Below are 20984 nucleotides of genomic sequence, written 5' to 3' on the forward strand. Positions count from 1 at the left end.
CATCACTTCGGCTTGCGACGTGCAATCACGCAAGTATCGTTTCGCCCGTGATTGCCCGCAGGACTTCGCGTGCCACGATCCGGGCGACAGGCGTCAGAACCTGGCCTTTTCGGGTCAGGAAGGAATAGGTCTCAACCGACAAGGTGAGATCGCTTTCAAGGGCCGTGATCGTGCCCGGGCTTCCATCTGCATTTTCAGCAAAGCTTGAGGCAACCGATTGGGCGACAGCGGCAATCGCGTTGGTACGCTGCACAGTCGTAACCGTGAACAGAAACGAAGACGTCGTCAGCACCTTGGTGGGCAGTCCAAGCCCCTTGTCGCGCAATGCCTGTTCCGTCGTGGTGCGGATCGGGGCGCCAACAGGAGGAAGCACCCAGTCAAAACCCAATAGGGCTTCTGCAGGCACAGGTGCTGCGAGGCGGGTCAGCGGATGATCCGTCCGGGCGACCAGGCAGGCAGGTTCGCGCAGGAGAGGGCGTTCCTCGAACAGGTCCGGATCTTCATCCACCGGCACGCGGCTGAGGGAAAAGTCGAGCCGCCCGTCCTCCAGCATCGGTGCCAGATCGAGACTGGGACCGACTTCCACCGAAATGGAAATATCCGGGTAGCTGAGGCGCACGTGACGTATCGCGGGCAGGACATATTCGATTGCAGGGCCCGTCACCGACCCGATGCTGACGTGCCCGCTCTGGCCGGACTTGTGCTGTTCGATATCGCGCCCCGCATCGGCAAACTCCTGCAGGATGCGCACACAGCGTTCGGCCAGTTTGTGGCCGATGTCGGTCAACTCGATTCCTCGGCCCGATCGTACGTAAATGTCGGCTTCCGCCACACGCTCAACCTCGGAGATCAGACGCGAAGCGGCCGGTTGCGACATGCCGAGAGCGCTTGCTGCGTCGGTGAGCCGAGTGTGTTTTGCAAGCTCCGCGAGCAATCGCAAGTGGGAGATTTTCATTCCCCGCCGCAGCAAGTCCAAGCTCATGGCCGATTTCCGTTATTTCATATCAATTAAGGTATGTAATGATAATGAATAATAATTTGACCGTCATGTAACTTTTCCATTTTGTACTCCCCGGCATCAACCCGTGAATGCCTGTGACTGAATTGGGCCGGCTGGGATCCGGTCCGGGAGGACGATATGAAATTTGTTTCCAAGGCGCTTGTCGCGGTAGCGGCAGCAGCAACCCTTATGTCCGGCGTGGCGCTGACCGGCGCGGCAATGGCCCAGGACAAAGGCTCCATCGGCATCGCCATGCCGACGAAATCTTCGGCACGCTGGATCTCCGACGGCAATTCCATGGTCGAGCAGTTCACCGAAGCCGGCTATGAAGCAGACCTGCAATACGCAGAAGACGATATTCCGAACCAGCTCGCCCAGATCGAGAACATGATCACCAAGGGTGTGGACGTTCTGGTGATCGCCGCCATCGACGGCACCACGCTTTCCAACGCTCTTGAAAATGCAGCAGCATCCGGCATCAAGGTTATCGCCTACGACCGCTTGATCCGTGACAGCGGCGACGTCGACTATTACGCGACTTTCGACAACTTCAAGGTCGGTGTGCAGCAGGCAACGTCTCTCGTGAACGGCTTGAAAGAGCGGTTCGGAGACGGCCCCTACAATGTTGAACTCTTTGGCGGTTCTCCGGACGATAACAACGCCTACTTCTTCTACGACGGTGCGATGTCCGTTCTGCAGCCGCTGATCGACGATGGCACGATCGTCATCCAGTCCGGCCAGATGGGCATGGATACCGTCGGCACGCTGCGTTGGGACGGTGCAGTTGCGCAGTCTCGCATGGATAACCTGTTGTCCGCTCACTACACCGACAAGCAGCTGCACGGCGCTCTCAGCCCGTATGACGGCCTGTCCATCGGCATCCTGTCCTCGCTCAAGGGTGTCGGCTACGGTTCCGGCGATCTGAAGATGCCGATCGTGACCGGTCAGGACGCCGAAGTCCCGTCCGTGAAGTCGATCCTGGCCGGCGAGCAGTACTCGACCGTTTTCAAGGATACCCGTGAACTTGCCCGCGTCACTGTCGGCATGGTTGATGCCCTGCTGGGTGGCGGCGAGCCGGAAATCAACGACACCACCACCTACGACAACGGTGTGAAGGTTGTTCCGTCCTACCTGCTGGAGCCGGTTTCCGTCGACGCCAGCAACTGGGAAGAGATCCTGATCGGAAGCGGTTACTACACTGCAGACCAGGTCAAATAAGAACGACAACACCCCGGAGCATCCTGCGTTCAACCGAGCGCACACCGGATGCTCCGCCACTTTGGACGTGATCAGCTTCAGGAGGATCGATCCCATCCGATTGATCTTCCGTTGATCCGGCAGCACTTACCACCCATCGACACGGCAATTCCGCTCTTCCTCGCAGTCCTGGGAGAGCGGAATGGACCCGGACCCTGATTGTCCGGCTCGGTGGGCGGGTCTTTCCTCGGAATTCGGAGAACGGGGTCGATGGCACTCCTTTCCATGCAGAACATCAGCAAGACCTTTCCCGGCGTGAAGGCGCTGGACCGGGTCAATCTGGATGTCCAGAAGGGCGAAATTCACGCCGTCGTCGGCGAGAATGGCGCAGGCAAATCCACACTGATGAAGGTTCTGTCCGGCGTCTATCCGCACGGTCAATATGACGGCGAGATTGTTTTTGAAGGCGAACCGGCCCGGTTCTCCGGCATATCGGACAGTGAAAAGCAGGGCATCATCATCATTCACCAGGAACTTGCCCTGGTGCCGCAGCTTTCGATTGCCGAAAACATCTTCCTGGGCAACGAATGCGCCAGCAAGGGCGTGATCGACTGGCGGAAAACCAACCAGCGGACAGAAGAACTGCTCGCCAAGGTCGGTCTTTCGGAGGCCCCGACGACCAAGGTCGACTCCATCGGCGTCGGCAAGCAACAGCTTGTCGAAATCGCCAAGGCCCTGTCGAAGGACGTCAAGCTCTTGATCCTGGACGAGCCCACCGCGGCGCTGCAGGAAAACGACAGCCGCAAGCTGCTTGATCTCATGCTGGAACTCAAGGCGCAGGGCGTCACCAGCATCATCATCTCGCACAAGCTCAACGAAGTCCGATATGTCGCGGACAGCGTTACGGTGATCCGTGACGGCATGACCGTCTCGAACCTCGACGCCAAGGCAGGCTTGAGCGAGGACGATATCGTTCGCGACATGGTCGGCCGGGACATGACACACCGGTTCCCGGAGCACAGCCGAACCCCGGGCGATGTTCTGATGGAAGTCACGGACTGGTCCGTCTGGCATCCCGAACATTCCGAACGGCGCGTGATCAAGAACGCTTCCTTCAATGTCCGGGCTGGCGAGGTCGTCGGCATTGCCGGGCTGATGGGATCGGGCCGGACCGAACTGGCCATGTCCATCTTCGGCCGGTCCTATGGCCGTAACATCAGCGGATCGGTGAAGCTCAAGGGCCAGCCGATTGATGTCAGCACCGTGGACCGGGCAATTGCAGCCGGCATCTCCTACGTCACTGAAGACCGCAAGGCCCTCGGGCTGGTTCTGGACGAGACGATCCGGTTCAACACGACGCTCGCCAACCTGAACGGCGTTTCTTCCGGGCCCATCCTCAAGCGCAACGAGGAAACCCGCGTTGCCGAGAGATACCGGGAAGCGCTGGCGATCCGTACGCCGTCGGTGTTCCAGAAAACGGTCAACCTTTCCGGAGGCAATCAGCAGAAGGTGGTGCTGGCCAAATGGCTGTTCACCGCGCCGGAAGTGCTGATCCTGGACGAGCCAACCCGCGGCATCGACGTCGGCGCCAAATATGAAATCTACACCATCATCAACGACCTCGCCGCGCAGGGCAAAGGCGTGGTCATGATCTCGTCGGAAATGCCGGAACTGCTCGGCATGTGCGACCGGGTCTACGTCATGAACGAAGGGGCTCTCGTCGGTGAACTTGCCGCCGGCGATGCGAGCCAGGAGCGCATCATGTCGCTCATTGTCAACGAGTGAGAGAAAAACCCATGGAACTGGCTGATAGCGACACCAATGCGACGCCGGTCGTGAAGACCAAGGGCATCGGCGAGTATATCTCCTCGCATTTGCGGCAATACGGACTGCTGTTCGCGCTGATTGCGGTGATGGCCTTCTTCGAGGTGGTTACCGACGGCACGCTGCTGCGTGCAGTAAACATCACCAATCTGCTGCTGCAGAACTCCTACATCATCATCATGGCGCTCGGCATGCTGATCGTCATCGTCTCGGGCAACATCGACCTTTCGGTCGGCTCGGTGATGGGCTTCATCGGGGCGCTCGCCGCGGTCATGATCGTCAACTACGGTCAATCGCCGTACATCACAATGATCGTCTGCCTGGCCATCGGCGGGCTGATCGGCGCGGCCCAGGGGTATTGGGTCGCCTATTGGAAAATACCGTCCTTCATCGTGACGCTGGCAGGTATGCTGGTCTTCCGCGGTCTGTCGCTCTGGCTTCTCGAAGGTCAATCGGTTGGGCCGTTCCCGAAGGAATTCCAGATCATTGCCACCGGTTTCGTGCCAGACATGTTTCCGGCCGGCATGGGGGAAGCACTGGCGGATCTCTTCGGTGCCCGCAAGGTCAATGTTCTTGCGCTCGCAACCGGTGTCGTGGCCGCAGCCCTTGTGGTCTGGATCGGCATGCGCCAGCGGGCACAGAACAAGGCCTACGGTATCGAGGATGAGCCGACGAGCTTCTTCATCGCCCGCAACGTGATCATTGCTGCCGCTCTGGTTTTCGTGATGTTCAAGCTGTCCCTGTTTCGCGGCCTGCCGAATGTGCTCATCACCATGGGCGTCCTGACGATCATCTATGCCTTCATCACCGAAACGACGACGGTTGGCCGCCGGATCTACGCACTCGGCGGCAACCAGAAGGCTGCCAAACTGTCCGGTATCAAGACCGAACGACTGACCTTCCTGGCCTTCACCAACATGGGCGTTCTGGCTGCAGCAGCGGGTCTCGTATTCGCTGCACGTCTCAACACCGCAACGCCCAAGGCCGGCTTCGCATTGGAACTGGACGTGATCGCGGCCGTCTTCATCGGCGGGGCGTCCATGTCCGGCGGGGTCGGCACCATCATTGGCGCGGTTGTCGGAGCCTTCCTCATGGGCGTGCTGAACAACGGCATGTCGATCATGGGCATCGGTATCGACTACCAGCAGATGATCAAGGGCCTCGTGCTGCTCGCAGCCGTAATTTTCGACGTCTACAACAAGAACAAGCAGGGGTAACGCTATGCTGATTTCCCAGATCCTGGATGATGCCGGCAAACGTGCCGTGGTCGTCCGCAATGGCAGCGAAGCTTCTGTCCTGAAGGGAGTTGCCTCCACCTACGAGCTGGTTCAGGAAGCCATCGCAAAAGGCCAGAGCCTGACCGAATGCATCCGAGGACATGAACTCGGTGCGGCGGTCGACCTGGAACAGCTGGCCTCGGAAGGCCGGTTGCTGCTGCCGATCGACCACCCGGACGCAGCCCATATGCATCTGACCGGCACGGGGCTGACGCACCTGGGGTCCGCGGCAACTCGTGATGCCATGCACGCCAAGGCGAAGAACGACGATGCCAACGTCACGGACAGCATGAAGATGTTCCAGCTTGGCCTTGAAGGCGGTCGGCCGCTGCCGGGCCATGTCGGCGTCCAGCCGGAATGGTTCTACAAGGGCAACGGATCCTGCGCGGTTGCGCCGGGCGGTGATCTTGTCAGTCCCGGTTTCTGCGAGGATGGCGGCGAGGAACCGGAGATTGCCGGGGTATATGTTATTGCCGAAGACGGAACGCCGTTCCGTGTCGGCTTCGCGCTCGCCAACGAGTTCTCCGATCACGTGATGGAACGCCAGAACTATCTGTACCTGGCACATTCCAAACTGCGTCCGGCCTCCTTTGGTCCGGAACTGATGGTCGGTCCGCTTCCGGAGAAGGTTGAAGGCACCAGCCGGATCTATCGTGACGGCGCAGTGCTTTGGGAAAAGCCATTCCTGTCGGGTGAAGGCAACATGTCCCACACGCTGGCGAACCTGGAACACCATCATTTCAAGTACGACGTTTTCCGCCAGCCGGGCGATCTGCACGTGCACATGTTCGGCACGGCAACGCTTTCCTTCGCCGATGGCATTGGCTGCCGGGAAGGGGACGAGGTCGAGATTTCTGCGCCGGGATTCGGCGTTCCCCTGAAAAACCGCTTGGCTTTCAAGGCTGCGGAAGCCGGGGCGGCTCAAGTGAAGGTTCTTTAGATCATGGCATTCAAACCGGCGAAATGGCCGCGCAAACTGCGGTCGACCGAATGGTTCGGCGGCACCAGCCGTGACCACATCTATCACCGCAGCTGGATGAAGAACCAGGGTCTGCCGGACGACCTCTTCGATGGTCGCCCGGTTATTGGCATCTGCAACACCTGGTCCCAGCTCACGCCCTGCAACGCGCATCTGCGCGATCTGGCGGAGCGCGTCAAACACGGGATCTACGAGGCCGGCGGCTTTCCGGTGGAGTTTCCCGTGTTCTCGACCGGCGAAAGCACGCTGCGTCCAACGGCAATGATGTTCCGCAATCTTGCCAGCATGGATGTGGAAGAAGCGATCCGGGGCACGCCCCTGGATGGCGTCGTCTTGCTGGTTGGCTGCGACAAGACCACGCCCTCTCTGCTGATGGGCGCAGCCTCTGTCGATATTCCGGCAATTGTCGTCACAGGCGGCCCGATGCTGAATGGCTGGTTCCAGGGCGAACGGGTCGGGTCCGGCACGCACCTCTGGAAATTCTCCGAGGCGGTGAAGGCTGGGGAAATGACCCAGGAGGAGTTTCTGGAAGCCGAGGCCGCCATGAGCCGGTCCCCAGGCAGTTGCAACACCATGGGCACGGCATCCACCATGGCCTCTATGGCCGAGGCACTCGGCATGGCGCTGTCCGGCAATGCGGCGATCCCGGCTGTCGACAGCCGCCGCCGGGTGATCGCGCATCTCTCCGGCCGGCGGATCGTACAGATGGTGAAGGACGATCTGAAACCGTCCGACATCCTGACCCGCGAAGCCTTCGAGAACGCCATCCGCACCAATGGTGCCATCGGCGGGTCTACGAATGCTGTCATCCATCTGCTGGCCATCGCCGGCCGTGTCGGCATAGACCTCTCGCTCGATGATTGGGACAAGGCAGGCCGGGACATCCCGACCATCGTCAACTTGATGCCGTCCGGCAAATACCTGATGGAAGAGTTCTTCTATGCAGGTGGTCTGCCGGTGGTGATCAAGCGCCTCGGTGAGGCAGGCATGCTCAACAAGGATGCGATCACCGTTTCCGGCGAGACCATGTGGGACCAGGTCAGGGACGTGAAGAACTGGAACGAGGATGTCATCCTGCCGGCGGAAAAGGCGCTGACCAGCCAGGGTGGTATCGCGGTTCTGAAGGGCAACCTTGCACCCAATGGCGCTGTCCTGAAACCGTCTGCCGCGTCGCCGCATCTGATGCAGCACAAGGGCAGGGCAGTGGTCTTCGAGGATATCGACGACTACAAGGCCAAGATCAACGACGACGCCCTCGACATCGACGAGACCTGCGTCATGGTGCTGAAAAATTGCGGCCCCAAGGGGTACCCGGGCATGTCGGAAGTCGGCAACATGGGCTTGCCGCCCAAGGTGCTGAAGAAAGGCATTACCGACATGGTCCGCATTTCGGATGCGCGCATGTCCGGCACGGCTTATGGCACCGTTGTCCTGCACACCTCTCCGGAGGCTGCTGCCGGAGGTCCTTTGGCTGTTGTGAAAGACGGCGACATGATCGAACTGGATGTTGCGAACCGGACAATCCATCTCGACATTTCCGAACAGGAATTGTCCGCACGGCTTGCAGCTTGGAAGCCGTCGCACCATGTTCCGGACAGCGGCTACGCCCGCCTGTTCCATGACCACGTTCAGGGTGCCGACACCGGCGCCGATTTCGACTTCCTGAAAGGCTGCCGCGGTTCCGCCGTGCCGAAGGATTCACATTGATGGCAGAAAAACTGGCGCTGGTGGGCATCGGCAAGATTGCCCGCGATCAGCACATTCCGGCAATTGCCGGTAATCCGGACTGGCAGCTGGAGGCGGCGGTCAGCCGTCACGCCGGCGTTGACGGGATCGATCATTTCCAGACGATCGACGAGCTTCTGGAAAAGCGGCCGGACATCACCACGGTCTCGCTCGCCATTCCACCGCAACCTCGGTTCGAGTATGCGGCCAAGGCCTTGAAGGCCGGCAAGCATGTGATGCTGGAAAAGCCGCCGGGTCAGAGCCTTGCCGAATGCTATGCGCTGGAGGCACTTGCAAGGGAACACGGGGTGACGTTGTTCGCCACCTGGCACTCCCGCTACGCCGATAGCGTACCGACGCTGAAGGCATTCCTTGCCGAACGCACGTTGAAACGGCTCAAGATCACCTGGAAGGAAGACGTTCGCCGTTGGCATCCCGGCCAGGAATGGATCTGGGAGCCGGGTGGCATGGGGGTCTTCGATCCAGGTATCAATGCGCTCTCGATCCTGACCGAGGTTCTTCCTTATCCGGTTCACCTCACCGGTGCGACGCTGGAGTTTCCGGAGAACCGGGCAACGCCGATTGCCGCCGGGCTGACCTTCGCAGATCCGGTTGGCGCGGAAATGTCCGCCGATTTCGACTGGCGTCAGGAAGGGCCCCAGACATGGGACATCGACGTTGAAACCGACCGGGGCGCCGCAAAGCTGTCACTTGGCGGTGAGAAGCTGGAAATCGACGGTGAGCCCGTTATACAGGGGGCGAACCATGAATATGCCAACCTCTACGTCCGTATGGCGGATCTGGTGAAATCGGGCACGAGCGACGTCGATCTCTCGCCGATGATCCATGTGTGCGACGCCTTTTCTCTTGGGCGGCGCGTCATCACTGATCCGTTCGAATTCTGATCCATCTTCAAAACCAGAAGGTTTGACATGACATTTATGCCTCACGGAAAGCAGCTTGTTGCAGGGCAATGGGTTGCCGGCGATGCAACATTTACCTCCGAACCGGCGCATGGCGCGTCTCACGCTTTTTCCGTCGGTACCGCCGACCAGGTGGACGCGGCCTGCCGCGCAGCGGAAGAAGCCTTCTGGAGCTATGGCTATTCCAGCAGTGAAGAGCGGGCGAAATTCCTCAATGCCATTGCAGACGAGATTGAAGCCCGTGCGGACGCCATCACCGAGATCGGCACTTCCGAAACCGGTTTGCCGGAAGCGCGTCTCCAGGGCGAGCGTGGTCGCACCACCGGCCAGTTGCGCCTGTTTGCCTCACATATTCTGAAAGGCGATTATCTCGACAAGCGTCACGACGAAGCCCTGCCGGACCGCCAGCCTCTGCCGCGCCCGGACCTGAAGCTGGTCCAGCGCCCGATCGGGCCGGTCGCGGTCTTCGGTGCTTCCAACTTCCCGCTGGCATTTTCGACCGCCGGCGGTGATACGGCATCGGCTCTGGCTGCCGGCTGCCCCGTGGTCGTCCGTGGCCACCCGGCCCATCCGGGCACCGGTGAGATTGTCGCCGAGGCGATCGCCGCAGCCATCAAGTCCTGCGGCCTGCATCCGGGTGTCTTCTCCTTCATCCAGGGCAATGGTTTCGAGGTTGGCCAGGCGCTTGTTCAGCACCCGCTGATCACCGCCGTCGGTTTCACTGGCTCCCTGCGTGGCGGCCGTGCCCTGTTCGACATGTGCGCACAGCGCCCGGTGCCGATCCCGTTCTTTGGTGAGCTTGGTTCGGTCAACCCGATGTTCCTGCTGCCGGCGGCGCTCTCCGCTCGCGGCGAGGCAATTGCAAAGGGCTGGGCCGGATCGCTGACAATGGGCGCTGGCCAGTTCTGCACCAACCCCGGCGTTATCCTGGTGCTGGAAGGTCCGGATGCGGACGCCTTCGTTGCGACAGCAACAGAAGCCCTCGGCGGCATTGGCAAGCAGACCATGCTGACAGACGGAATTGCTGCCGCCTACCGGTCCGGTTCCAAGCGGGTTGCCGCTTCCAGCGGTGTCCGCGAACTGATCGGCACGTCCTGCGAGACCCGTGAAGCCGCGCCTTACGTCTTCGAGACCACCGGCGACAACTGGCTGGCCAACGAGGAACTGGGCGAGGAAGTCTTCGGCCCGCTCGGCATCGTGGTCCGCGTGAAGGATGAAGCACAGCTTCTGGAAATCGCCAAGGGCCTGGAAGGCCAGCTCACCTGCACGTTGCAGATGGATGCAGGCGACAAGGACCTTGCCCGCAAGCTGATGCCGGTGCTGGAGCGCAAGGCAGGCCGCGTGCTTGCAAATGGCTTCCCGACCGGTGTGGAAGTCGCCGACAGCATGGTTCACGGCGGGCCTTACCCGGCATCGACCAACTTCGGCGCTACCTCCGTCGGCACGATGGCTATCCGGCGCTTCCTGCGCCCGGTCTGCTACCAGAACCTGCCGGACGACCTGCTGCCGGCCAGCTGAGCCGGGTGGGCGATCAAATGACGACCTCATCCTGAGGAGGACCTTCAGGTCCGTCTCGAAGGATGGGCACCTTGCTCTGAACAAGTGGCCCATCCTTCGAGACGCGCACAAGTGCGCTCCTCAGGATGAGGCGTTTTTTCAAGTTTGAAGCCTCAGATATTCAGTTCGATCTTCCGGCCGGCCAGGATGACGGCGACCATGGCGTCATGAGCGGCTTTCGCGTCTCCGGCCTTGATGGCCGTGACGATGGCACGGTGACGCTCGACGAACTCGTAGGTTTCCTGGTCGTTGCGCTCGTTGGCCTCGGCAATGAAGAGGGAATACAGCGCGGCCTGAACGAGATCTCCAAGTGACTGCAGGAAGCGATTGCCGGAGAGCTTCAGGATCATCTTGTGAAACTCCAGATCGGCCACGGCCACGGCAGCCCTGTCCTTGCCGCTGGCAAGGTTGTCGCAGAGTTTGGACAGGGTCACGCATTCCGCATCGGTTGCGCGCTTGGCGGCGCTGCCTGCCGCCGCCGGTTCGAAGATCAGGCGGATCTCGAACAGGTCTTCCAGAAACGGACGCTGGTTGTTGAGCGCGGCGTGCCAGCGCAGGACGTCCGGATCGAACATGTTCCATTCGGATGCGGGCCGGACATGGGTTCCAACCTTGGCTTTCGACTGGATCAGGCCTTTTGCGATCAGCGTCTTCTTCGCTTCCCGCACCACCGTGCGCGAGACGTCGAACATTTCCGAAATGTCCGGGTCCAGGGGGATCATCGTTTCCGGCGGATACTCACCTGCAACGATGGCTCTTCCCAGTTGCTCGACAACCTGATCGGTATGGTTTCCGATCTGGCTTCCCAACCCGCCGGTGGCGACGAAGGTCATGATTGCGCGGCGAACTCTGTCGCTGGTTTTCTGCGCAGTGTCGTTGCCCAAGTGAGTCCCTTCTGAAGCAAGATGAAGCCGAAGAGCAAACCGCCGATCACGATCTTTGTCCACCAGCTCGAAAGCGTTCCGTCGAACACGATAAAGGTTTGTATCAACCCCATGATCAAAATGCCAAAGAATGTGCCTGCGACAAAACCAGTGCCGCCGGTAAGCAATGTGCCGCCGATCACCACCGCCGCGATGGCGTCGAGTTCGACCCCTACCGTCGCCAGTGAATAGCCGGCGGACGTGTAGAGAGAGAAGATGATCCCGGCGAGTCCGGCAAGGCCGCCTGACGTTGCGTAGATGCCGATGGTAGTCCTTGCCAGGGGAACGCCCATCAGCCGGGCAGTCGACAGCCCGCCGCCAAGTGCATAGACATTCTGGCCGAAGCGGGTGCGGTGGGCGACGATGATGCCGACGAGGAAGGTCAGCAGCATGATCATGCCGGTGAGCCGGAAACGTCCACCGCCCGGAGCCTTCCAGTAAAGCGACTGCAGTGTGTCGTAGAACTCGTGGGTGATCGGCACGCTGTCGGTCGACAGTACATAGGCCGCGCCGCGGGCCAGGAACATGCCTGCCAGCGTGACGATGAAGGGCGGCATCTCCAGATAGTGGATCATCGCCCCCATCGCCGCGCCGAAGGAAATGGTGATCGCCAGTACCAGGACAAAGGCGACCAGCGGATGGATCGAGGTATCCCTCAGGATCACAGCCAGAAAGACGCCGGTAAAGGCGATCACCGAGCCGACCGAAAGATCGATGCCCCCCGAAAGGATCACGAAGGTCATGCCGACGGCGGCTATTCCAAGAAAGGCGTTGTCTGTCAGAAGGTTCGCGACGACCCGTGTCGACAGCATCGCCGGGTATTGCGACGCGCACAGCGTATAGGCCAGCACGAAAGTCGCGATGGTGATCAGAAGCGGCAGATGAGTGGAGCGGATCATTGCGGGCTTTCTTTCGCTTCCTTGATGGGGTCAGACGGCTGGGGCTCCGCGGAAGCCCGCAAGATGTAAAGCGCGTGTTTCACGGTCGGAGACTGGATGACCAGGATCGCGATGATGATCAGTGCCTTGATGACCAGATTGAATTCAGGCGGCATGCCGGACAGCAGGATCACCGAATTCACCGACTGGATGATCAGGGCTCCGAGCAGCGACGCCATGATCGAGAAACGCCCGCCAAGCAGCGAGTTGCCACCAATCACCACCGCAAGGATGGCATCAAGTTCCAGCCAGAGACCGGCATTGTTGGCATCTGCCCCCTTGATATCCGCCGCGACGATAACGCCGGCCAGGGCCGCACAGACACCGGAAATCAGATAGACCGAGATGATGAGCACGCGGCTGTTGATGCCCGCAAGGCGCGAAGAGCTCTCGTTGATGCCGATTGCCTCGATCAGCATGCCAAGCGCTGTCTTACGGACCACGGCCGCAACCGCGAGCCCAAGCCCGATCCAGATCAGGATCGGGGTCGGAATGCCCAGGATCGTGCCGGCGCCCAGGTGGATGAGCCCAGGATCCAGGAAGGTCAGGATCGTTCCCTCCGTCACCAGCTGCGCAATGCCACGGCCGGCCACCATCAGCACAAGCGTTGCGACGATCGGCTGAATGCGCAGGACAGCAACCAGAACGCCGTTCCACAGGCCGCAGATCGCACCGACGGCAAGCGCACCGGTAAGGGCGACGTGCCAGCCGTGTCCATCCACGGCAAGGGAAGCGGCAACCGCACCGGCAATTGCCATGACGGCGCCAACCGACAGATCGATGCCTCTGGTCGCGATGACCAGTGTCATGCCGATGCACAGAAGGGCGGTTGGCGCGCCACGATTGAGCACGTCAATCAGATTGCCGAAGAGGCGCCCGTTCTGGAATTCTATCCGGAAGAAATCCGGGAATACCATGAAGTTCAACATCAGAACGGCAGCCAGGATGATCAGCTGCGGGGTGATCCGCCGGAGGGTGTTGTGAACATGTGCGGTCATCAAACGGCCTCCGCCATGGGTTCGTCGGCAATGGCCGCGACAATGTTGGAAGTCGTGATGTCGTCACCGGCAAGTTCGCATACCTGACGCCGGTCACGCAGCACGATCACCCGGGTGGAATAGGCGACGAGTTCTTCCAGCTCGGACGAGGCCACAAGAAGCGCCATGCCGTCTTCGCGCAGCTTCTCGATAAGGGCGATGATTTCCGCGTGGGCGCCGACATCGATGCCGCGTGTCGGTTCATCCAGGATGAGGAAGGCCGGATTGGTTGCCAGCCATCTTGCCAGCAGTGCCTTCTGCTGATTGCCGCCAGAAAGCAGGCGGATCGGCATGTCCAGGCTGGCGAGGCGAATGTCGAGGGCCTTCACATAGGCTTCCGCCAGTTCGTTGACCTTTGCTTTTGGTAATGGCCGGAACCAGCCCTGTCGGGCCTGCAGAGCCAGAATGATATTCTCCCGCACGGAAAGATCGCCGACGATACCGTCGCTCTTCCGGTCTTCCGGACAGAGCGCAAACCGGTGCGCGACGGCCTCACGCGGGCTCTTGATGGTGACTTTCTTGCCTTCCAGCAGCGCTTCGCCCTGGTCAGCCTGCACGGCGCCAAAGATGATTTCGGCAGTTTCCGTACGTCCAGACCCCAGAAGCCCGGCCAGGCCGACCACTTCGCCCTTGCGCACGGTCAGGTCAAACGGCGTGATCATGCCGCGTTTGCCGAAGTTCGTCAGCTCTATCAATGTGTCACCGGTTGCCGACGGGGCGCGGTCGTGAATGCGATCTTCCAGCTGCCGGCCGAGCATCAGCGTCACGATCTCGGTCTGGGTTGCGTCTGCAAGCTGACGGGTGCCAACCACCCGGCCGTTTCTCAGCACCGTTGCCCGGTCGGAGATCTCGAACACCTGGTCGAGGAAATGCGTGATGAAGACAATGGCAAGGCCACGCGCCTTCAGTTTTTCAATGACGGAAAAAACAAGGTCAACCTCATCCCGGTCGAGGCTGGCTGTCGGTTCGTCAAGGATCAGAACCTTGCCGGAAAGCTCGACGGCACGGGCAATCGCGACCACCTGTTGTACGGCGACGGAATAGGCCGACAGCGGTTCGGCCGGATTGACGGAAAGGCCGAATTCGGCAAGCAGGTCCCGCGCCATCTTCATCATCTTGCGCTGGGAAATGAACCCGTGCCACATCGGCTGGCGGCCGAGAAAAAGGTTCTCCGCAACAGTCAGGTTCGGCAGCAGATTCACTTCCTGGTAGACGGTGCCGATACCCAGTTTCTGGCTGTCCTGAGTGCTGTTGGGCGAGATTTCCTGGCTGTTCAGGAGGATGGTGCCGGCATCGCGCCGATAGGCACCGGTCAGGCATTTGATCAGGGTGGATTTTCCGGCCCCGTTTTCGCCGAGCAGCGCATGCACTTCACCCGGATAAAGGGTCAGGTCCACTGCATCCAGCGCTATGGCCCCCGGAAAGAATTTGGATATGCCCCGGCATTCGAGCACAGGGTCGGTTACGCTCGCCATGTATCGGCTTCCCCCGAAGTCGGACTTCCTGAACCTTGAGATGCCGGGCGGCAGGCCGCCCGGCATCGGGATCGTTCTTAGTATCCCAGGTCTTTCTTCATCTCGTAGATGGCCATGTTATCATCTTTGAGCGTGTAGAGTTTGGACTCGGTCTGGATCCACTTCGGCGGCATCGTGCCATCTGCAAGGAAAGCTTCAAGCGCGTCCAGCGCCGGGCCTGCCATGTTCGGGGTCAGTTCGATCGTGGCATTGGCTTCGCCGTTTGCCATCGCCAGGTGGATGTCCGGAACACTGTCGATCGAGACGATCTTGATGTCCTCACCGGGCTTCAGCCCAGCTTCCTTGATCGCCTGGATGGCGCCGACGGCCATGTCGTCGTTGTGGGCATAAAGGGCACAGATGTTGGCGCCGCCAACAGCCTTCAGGAAGCTTTCCATGACGACCTTGCCCTGGCTGCGGGTGAAGTCGCCGGTCTGGCTACGGACAATGTTCAGATTGTCATGGCCGGAAATCGCCTGCTCGAAGCCCTTCTTGCGATCGATGGCGGGGCTGGAACCGGTTGTTCCCTGAAGTTCGACGATGTCGCACTTCTCGCCGGCAGTTTCATCAACCAGCCACTGGCCGGCGACGCTGCCTTCATGAACCAGATCCGACGTGACGGCGGTCATGTAAAGATCTTCCGGTGCGTCGACAGTCCGGTCAAGCAGCACGACCGGGATCTCGGCATCCTTGGCTTCTTCCAGGACTTCGTCCCAACCGGTGGCAACCACAGGAGCGAGCAGGATCGCATCGACACCTTGTGCGATGAAAGACCGGATCGCCTTGATCTGGTTTTCCTGCTTCTGCTGGGCATCGGCAAATTTCAGATCAATGCCGCGCTTTTCAGCTTCCTGCTTGGTGACAGTTGTTTCAGCTGCACGCCAACCGGATTCAGATCCGATCTGCGAAAAACCGATGGTCAGATCGGCAGCCATGGCGGTCATCGGGACAAACGACATTGCCCCGGCAATAAGCATTGCCTTGAGTTTCATAGGGTCTCCTCCACAAGGTATATTCTCCTCACAAAAATCATTAAGTAATACTTTATTACTTTTGTAAAGCGAGTAGCGTTGTGCGGTGCGAACGGGATGGGTAAGTATCTGTAATAATGAAAAAAATAACGATCTGGATTGCCTCTTTCCTTCGCCGTTTCTAGGCCTGATCCGGCAATTCACGCCGATGCCGGACCATTTCCGGGAGGCGTGACGAAGGTCAGGAAGAGGCATGGAAACCACTGTTGAGCCATGGCGCGACGAGGAAGGGATGAGGCTCATCATTGGTCCTCCCGCACCAAGTCAAGTTCCAGGGTCCAGCACACACCTCCGTGTGGAATTGCCGAGAGCGGCAAGGATGTTGTTCTGTGGCCCTGCTTTCTCGAGGGAACGTGCCCTGAAAACGACGAAAGCCCGGGCAGCAAAGCCCGGGCTTCGTGAAGTGCGACGATAGGCAAGACTATCCGTCCAGCTTCACCCAGGCAGCGTTTTTCGCCGAAGAGCGGACGCAGGCGTCGACAAAGCGCACGCCGGCAAGTCCGTCCGTGATTCCCGGAACCAGAGAGCTGGCGTCCTTGCCGGACTGGTGGGCACGGATGGCGTCGGCAGCGTCCTTGTAGAGGTTGGCGAAGCCTTCCAGATAGCCTTCCGGATGTCCTGGCGGCACACGGGTGGCCGAGGCGATGCTGTCGAGCATGCCGGCACCGCCCCGGGTCAGCAGCTGCTTCGGCTTTCCGAAAGGTGTGTAGTGGAGATAGTTCGGGTCTTCCTGGTGCCACTCGAGCCCGGCCTTGTCGCCATAGATCCGGATCTTGAGATTGTTCTCGTTGCCCGGTGCCACCTGCGAACACCACAGCATGCCGCGCGCGCCGCTGGCGTAGCGCAGCATCACGTGGCCGTTGTCATCCACCTGACGGCCCGGAACGAAGGACTGCAGGTCTGCAGCAAGGCTTTCCGCCGACTGGCCTGTGATGAAGCAGGCAAGATTATAGGCATGAGTGCCGATATCGCCCGTGGAGCCGCCAAGGCCCGTGCGTGCCGGGTCTGTACGCCAATCAGCCTGCTTGTTGTGCTGTTCCACCGTCAGCCAGTCCTGGGGATACTCCACCTGAACGACGCGGATCGTGCCGAGGTCGCCACTGGCCACCATCTCGCGTGCCTGCCGAACCATCGGATAACCGGTGTAGTTGTGGGTCAGGAAGAAGAGGGCATCGGAGCTTTCCGCAGCCTTCACGAATTTCTTGGCATCGGCCAGGGTCGAAGTCAGAGGCTTGTCGCAGATGACATGGATCCCGCGTTTCAGGAATTCCTTCGCCGCGGGATAGTGCATGTGGTTCGGCGTGACGATGGCAACGGCTTCTATGCCGTCTTTCAGCCGGGCTTCACGCTTGGCCATTTCCTCGAAAGAGCCATAGATGCGATCTTCCTTGAGGCCGAGCGCGCGGCCAGACTCAAGCGCTTTCTCCGGGGTGGAAGACAGGGCGCCTGCCACCAGGTCGTAGGCGCCGTCGATGCGCGCGGCAATTCGGTGAACGGCGCCGATAAAGGCATCCTTGCCGCCGCCGACCATGCCGAGCCGGATCGGGCGCGTCTGCACGGTGTCTTTTCCTTCGATGGCCATATCGCTCCTCCTGAAACTGTTTCTGTTCTATCGTGCCGCGCGCTGTAATCGATTACACGCGTTGTTTACATACATAGAAACCTCATGCTGAGGAAGCGCGGATGCGCTTTTTCGAGGGAGGGGCCACTTGTTTTCAAGATTGCAGCCCATGCTTCGAAACGGACCGGGCGGTCCTCCTCATGACGAGAGTGAGAGGTGGCGAGCGTCGTCGCCGACCCGTCCAATTGTTGCCTCGTCGAAGTCAAAACCCTAGTTGATCCCGAGCATCTTCCGGTTGGCTGCCTCGTCACTGCCGCCGTCCGCGAAATCGTCAAAGGCCTTTTCGGTCACGCGGATGATGTGAGCCTTCACGAAGTCCGCGCCTTCCCGGGCCCCGTCTTCAGGGTGCTTCAGGCAGCATTCCCACTCAACCACGGCCCAGCCATCGAAATCATTCGCGGCCATCTTGGAAAAGACGGCTCCGAAATCGACCTGGCCGTCGCCAAGGGACCGGAAGCGTCCGGCGCGGTCGACCCACGACTGGTAGCCGCCATAAACACCCTGACGTCCGGTCGGGTTGAACTCGGCATCCTTGACGTGGAACATGCCGATCCGGTCCTTGTAGATGTCGATATTGTCCAGATAATCAAGGCATTGCAGCACATAGTGGGACGGATCGTAGAGCATCTTGCAGCGGTCGTGACCGTTGACGCGCTCCAGGAACATCTCGAAGGTGATGCCGTCATGCAGGTCCTCACCCGGGTGAATTTCGTAACAGACATCAACCCCCATTTCCTCGGCATAGTCGAGGATCGGACGCCAGCGTCTGGCAAGTTCGTCAAATGCGGTTTCGATCAGTCCGGCAGGACGCTGCGGCCACGGATAGACATAGGGCCAGGCAAGCGCGCCGGAAAAGGTTGCGTGGGCTGAAATGCCGAGATTGCGGCTTGCGGCCAGGGCCAGTTTGACCTGGTCGACCGCCCAGGCCTGACGGGCGGCAGGATTGCCATGGACATGCGGCGCGGCAAAGCCGTCGAAAGCCGTGTCATAGGCCGGGTGCACGGCAACAAGCTGGCCCTGCAAGTGGGTTGAAAGCTCGGTGATCTCGACACCGTTCTCGCGCGCTGTACCAATGAATTCGTCGCAATAGGTCTTGGAACTGGCTGCCTTTTCAAGGTCGATCAGCCTGCTGTCCCAACTGGGTACCTGAACGCCAAGATAGCCGCAATCCGCGGCCCATTTCGTGATCGACGCCCAGGAATTGAACGGCGCTTCGTCCCCCGCAAACTGGGCGAGAAACAACGCCGGACCCTTTATGGTTTTCATGACATTCTCCAGAAATCGGGGAAGGTGAGGTGAGGTGGAAAGGGCCGGGGTCCCATCGCGAAAGACCCCGGCCTGCTACGTCCCGAAGCCTTAGAAGGGCGAATCCGGGAAGTAGTAGTTTTCAGCATTTTCCGGCGTGATCAGCGTCGCACCGAGAATGTAGCGGCCGGCAACCGGACCATTGGACTTGAAGGCAGCAACCGTCTGGTCCATGGCGGTGGCGATCATTGCCGGCGGATAGAGAACGTCGACCGGAATAAGGGTATCGCCGTCCATGATTGCCTTGATGGTTTCCTTCATGCCGGCACCGCCAACGACGAACATGCCGTCGCCGTCACGGCCAGCCTGTTTCAGGGCGGCAACCACGCCAATGGCGATGTCGTCGTCCTGGGCCCAGACCGCGTCGATGTCCGGGAAGCGGGACAGGAAGTCCTGCATCACTTCAAAGCCATCGTCGCGGTTCCAGTTGGCGTGCTTGTGGTCGAGCACGTTGATGCCGGAGCCTTCGATCTCCGCCATGAACGCGTCGAAGCGCTCATTGTCGATGACCGTCGGAATACCGCGCAGGATGACGATGTTGTCGCCGTCCTTCAGGCGGGTCTTCATGTACTGCGCGGAAACACGGCCTAGTTCCGGGTTGTTGCCGGCCACATAAAGGTCTTCGATGCCCGGCTGGCTGAGGCCGCGGTCGACGACCGTGATCCATGCACCGGATTTCTTGACGTTCAGCACCGGGTCGGTCAGCGGTTCGGATTCGAACGGCAGAACAACCAGGGCTTTGATCTGGTGAACGGAGACCAGGTCTTCCAGGGCACTTGCCTGTGCTTCCGGATCCGGCGAGTTCACCAGGATGAGATCGACATCCGGATAAAGCGCCTCAAGCCGCTTTTCCGCTTGTTCCGCGTGCCAGTTCATGCCGGCTGCCCAGGCATGGGTCGGGGTCGGATAGCTGACGCCGATCTTGATTTTTTCCTGTGCAACCGCAGCGCCCGCAAAGGCCAGCGCACCGGTTACCGCGATCACTCCCAAAGCTTTCTTCATGAGCATTGCTTCCTCCTTCAATGCTGCCATCTGGACGCACCTCTCCCGTCCGGTGCGATCCGGTATTTGAATTGGGGACGGGTCCCGGGTCGGTTGAAATCAGGTCAGGGGCTTACTTGCTCTTGCGGAGCTTCCAGTCACTGCGCTGAAGAAACACTGCGACGATGATGATCAGGCCCTGCATGGTTCCATTCAGGTAATTCGAGATCACATCGGTGAAGTTCAATATGTTGCCGATGGTGGTGAGAATGAGCGCACCAAGGATGGTGCCACCGATCCGGCCATACCCACCCTTCAGCACCGTACCGCCGATAATGACCGCGGCGATCGCCTCAAGTTCCCACAACACGCCGGTGGACGCGGACGCCGAGCCGAGGCGGGGCACGTAAATGATGGTGGCAAAGGAAACGCACAGGCCCTGGATGACATAGGTAAGCGTCTTCACACGGTCCACGTTGATCGCCGAGTATCTGGCGACAGCCTCGTTCGAACCGATGGCCGTGCAATAGCGGCCGAACGCGGTACGGTTCAGCAACAGCCAGCCGCAGATGGCAACCGCGATGAACACCCAGACAGGGAAGGGCAGGCCCAAAAACGTGTCGTAATAGACGGGCCGGTAGGTTCCGCGAATATCGAAGTTGAGCGACAGGGTGCCACCATCGGCAAAGTAGGTCACCAGCGAGCGATAGATGCCCATTGTGCCGAGCGTCACGATGAAGGCTTCGATCTTGCCCTTGGTGGTCAGGGCACCGTTCACCCAACCGGCCCCGATGCCCAGCACGATGGCAAGGCCGCAGCCGAGCAGAACTGTCGGAACACCGCTGCCCATGGTCTCGACGGCGTTGTTCATGATGATGATCATGACACCGGAAATGGCTGCCGCCATGGACCCCACAGACAGATCGATGCCTCCGACGGTGATGACGAAGGTCGCCCCGACAGCAATGATGCCGATAAAGGCAGAGCGGGTCAGCAGGTTGGTCAGATTGCCTTCGCTGACGAAGGCAGGGTTCAGCAGAAAGCCGATAATGCAAAGGATCAGAAGGGCAACTGCGGGGCCAATCGTTTTGAAGTCTATGGAAGACCTCTTGGCCGGCTTGGCCGCTGTATCGTCAGACGCGGTCATCATGG

At 60.1% G+C, this 20984-nt stretch carries 17 protein-coding genes; 7 read left to right on the forward strand and 10 right to left on the reverse strand.

Annotated features, from left to right (window positions below):
- Positions 1-25 precede the first annotated feature (25 nt).
- Positions 26-982, reverse strand: coding sequence for a LysR substrate-binding domain-containing protein (locus ACVDG9_RS06755; RefSeq protein WP_035908189.1), 957 nt, complete (start codon positions 980-982; stop codon positions 26-28).
- Between the two features lie 156 nt (positions 983-1138).
- On the opposite strand from ACVDG9_RS06755, the gene chvE reads away from it, so the two are divergent.
- The 7 genes from chvE to ACVDG9_RS06790 all read left to right on the forward strand — a co-directional run bounded on the left by chvE (position 1139) and on the right by ACVDG9_RS06790 (position 10443).
- Positions 1139-2218, forward strand: a complete 1080-nt coding sequence (gene chvE, locus ACVDG9_RS06760; protein ID WP_022999981.1) for a multiple monosaccharide ABC transporter substrate-binding protein — start codon at positions 1139-1141, stop codon at positions 2216-2218.
- A 249-nt stretch (positions 2219-2467) separates the two neighbouring features.
- Entirely contained in the window at positions 2468-3982 is a 1515-nt protein-coding gene (gene mmsA, locus ACVDG9_RS06765) for a multiple monosaccharide ABC transporter ATP-binding protein (protein ID WP_022999982.1), read from the forward strand.
- Positions 3983-3993: 11 nt separating this feature from the next.
- Positions 3994-5238 (forward strand): multiple monosaccharide ABC transporter permease, encoded by a 1245-nt coding sequence (gene mmsB, locus ACVDG9_RS06770; RefSeq protein WP_022999983.1) that lies wholly within the window; start codon positions 3994-3996, stop codon positions 5236-5238.
- A 4-nt stretch (positions 5239-5242) separates the two neighbouring features.
- Positions 5243-6238, forward strand: a complete 996-nt coding sequence (araD1, locus tag ACVDG9_RS06775) for an AraD1 family protein (RefSeq protein WP_447237593.1) — start codon at positions 5243-5245, stop codon at positions 6236-6238.
- 3 nt (positions 6239-6241) lie between these two features.
- Positions 6242-7984 (forward strand): L-arabinonate dehydratase, encoded by a 1743-nt coding sequence (gene araD / locus ACVDG9_RS06780; protein WP_296602277.1) that lies wholly within the window; start codon positions 6242-6244, stop codon positions 7982-7984.
- Positions 7984-8907, forward strand: coding sequence for a Gfo/Idh/MocA family protein (locus ACVDG9_RS06785; RefSeq protein ID WP_447237594.1), 924 nt, complete (start codon positions 7984-7986; stop codon positions 8905-8907). The genes araD and ACVDG9_RS06785 overlap by 1 nt, the downstream gene beginning before the upstream one ends.
- A 27-nt stretch (positions 8908-8934) precedes the next feature.
- A complete protein-coding gene (locus tag ACVDG9_RS06790; RefSeq protein ID WP_062489646.1) occupies positions 8935-10443 on the forward strand; it encodes an aldehyde dehydrogenase (NADP(+)) in 1509 nt (502 codons plus the stop codon).
- Between the two features lie 152 nt (positions 10444-10595).
- Here ACVDG9_RS06790 and ACVDG9_RS06795 read toward each other — a convergent pair whose 3' ends face one another.
- From ACVDG9_RS06795 to ACVDG9_RS06835, 9 genes are all read right to left on the reverse strand, one after another.
- Entirely contained in the window at positions 10596-11315 is a 720-nt protein-coding gene (locus ACVDG9_RS06795; RefSeq protein ID WP_152512088.1) for a FadR/GntR family transcriptional regulator, read from the reverse strand.
- A complete protein-coding gene (gene yjfF / locus ACVDG9_RS06800) occupies positions 11312-12301 on the reverse strand; it encodes a galactofuranose ABC transporter, permease protein YjfF (protein ID WP_055659490.1) in 990 nt (329 codons plus the stop codon). Before yjfF ends, ACVDG9_RS06795 begins: the two co-directional genes overlap by 4 nt.
- The gene (locus ACVDG9_RS06805) at positions 12301-13341 is read right to left on the reverse strand and encodes an ABC transporter permease (protein ID WP_055658468.1); all 1041 of its coding nucleotides are present in this window, start codon (positions 13339-13341) and stop codon (positions 12301-12303) included. The genes yjfF and ACVDG9_RS06805 overlap by 1 nt, the downstream gene beginning before the upstream one ends.
- Positions 13341-14855 (reverse strand): sugar ABC transporter ATP-binding protein, encoded by a 1515-nt coding sequence (locus tag ACVDG9_RS06810; protein ID WP_447237595.1) that lies wholly within the window; start codon positions 14853-14855, stop codon positions 13341-13343. Before ACVDG9_RS06810 ends, ACVDG9_RS06805 begins: the two co-directional genes overlap by 1 nt.
- Before the next feature lie 77 nt (positions 14856-14932).
- A complete protein-coding gene (gene ytfQ / locus ACVDG9_RS06815) occupies positions 14933-15886 on the reverse strand; it encodes a galactofuranose ABC transporter, galactofuranose-binding protein YtfQ (RefSeq protein WP_152511528.1) in 954 nt (317 codons plus the stop codon).
- Between the two features lie 460 nt (positions 15887-16346).
- The gene (locus ACVDG9_RS06820; RefSeq protein ID WP_022999993.1) at positions 16347-17507 is read right to left on the reverse strand and encodes a Gfo/Idh/MocA family protein; all 1161 of its coding nucleotides are present in this window, start codon (positions 17505-17507) and stop codon (positions 16347-16349) included.
- Between the two features lie 249 nt (positions 17508-17756).
- Positions 17757-18812: a sugar phosphate isomerase/epimerase family protein gene (locus ACVDG9_RS06825; protein WP_022999994.1), complete on the reverse strand. Its 1056-nt coding sequence runs from the start codon at positions 18810-18812 to the stop codon at positions 17757-17759.
- 90 nt (positions 18813-18902) lie between these two features.
- Positions 18903-19883, reverse strand: a complete 981-nt coding sequence (locus tag ACVDG9_RS06830; protein ID WP_022999995.1) for a substrate-binding domain-containing protein — start codon at positions 19881-19883, stop codon at positions 18903-18905.
- 82 nt (positions 19884-19965) lie between these two features.
- On the reverse strand, positions 19966-20982 hold the full coding sequence (locus tag ACVDG9_RS06835) for an ABC transporter permease (protein ID WP_447237596.1): 1017 nt from the start codon (positions 20980-20982) through the stop codon (positions 19966-19968).
- Positions 20983-20984 lie beyond the last annotated feature (2 nt).

This window comes from Roseibium sp. RP-7, from assembly GCF_053005225.1.

Bases quoted from the DNA above. Each gene is read 5' to 3' on its own strand.
- ACVDG9_RS06820 (WP_022999993.1), bottom strand. From the start codon at position 17,507: ATGGCCATCGAAGGAAAAGACACCGTGCAGACGCGCCCGATCCGGCTC.
- ACVDG9_RS06805 (WP_055658468.1), bottom strand. From the start codon at position 13,341: ATGACCGCACATGTTCACAACACCCTCCGGCGGATCACCCCGCAGCTG.
- mmsA (WP_022999982.1), top strand. From the start codon at position 2,468: ATGGCACTCCTTTCCATGCAGAACATCAGCAAGACCTTTCCCGGCGTG.
- araD (WP_296602277.1), top strand. From the start codon at position 6,242: ATGGCATTCAAACCGGCGAAATGGCCGCGCAAACTGCGGTCGACCGAA.
- chvE (WP_022999981.1), top strand. From the start codon at position 1,139: ATGAAATTTGTTTCCAAGGCGCTTGTCGCGGTAGCGGCAGCAGCAACC.
- araD1 (WP_447237593.1), top strand. From the start codon at position 5,243: ATGCTGATTTCCCAGATCCTGGATGATGCCGGCAAACGTGCCGTGGTC.
- ACVDG9_RS06830 (WP_022999995.1), bottom strand. From the start codon at position 19,883: ATGGCAGCATTGAAGGAGGAAGCAATGCTCATGAAGAAAGCTTTGGGA.
- ACVDG9_RS06810 (WP_447237595.1), bottom strand. From the start codon at position 14,855: ATGGCGAGCGTAACCGACCCTGTGCTCGAATGCCGGGGCATATCCAAA.
- mmsB (WP_022999983.1), top strand. From the start codon at position 3,994: ATGGAACTGGCTGATAGCGACACCAATGCGACGCCGGTCGTGAAGACC.
- ACVDG9_RS06790 (WP_062489646.1), top strand. From the start codon at position 8,935: ATGACATTTATGCCTCACGGAAAGCAGCTTGTTGCAGGGCAATGGGTT.
- ACVDG9_RS06835 (WP_447237596.1), bottom strand. From the start codon at position 20,982: ATGATGACCGCGTCTGACGATACAGCGGCCAAGCCGGCCAAGAGGTCT.
- ACVDG9_RS06755 (WP_035908189.1), bottom strand. From the start codon at position 982: ATGAGCTTGGACTTGCTGCGGCGGGGAATGAAAATCTCCCACTTGCGA.
- ACVDG9_RS06795 (WP_152512088.1), bottom strand. From the start codon at position 11,315: ATGACCTTCGTCGCCACCGGCGGGTTGGGAAGCCAGATCGGAAACCAT.
- ytfQ (WP_152511528.1), bottom strand. From the start codon at position 15,886: ATGAAACTCAAGGCAATGCTTATTGCCGGGGCAATGTCGTTTGTCCCG.
- ACVDG9_RS06785 (WP_447237594.1), top strand. From the start codon at position 7,984: ATGGCAGAAAAACTGGCGCTGGTGGGCATCGGCAAGATTGCCCGCGAT.
- ACVDG9_RS06825 (WP_022999994.1), bottom strand. From the start codon at position 18,812: ATGAAAACCATAAAGGGTCCGGCGTTGTTTCTCGCCCAGTTTGCGGGG.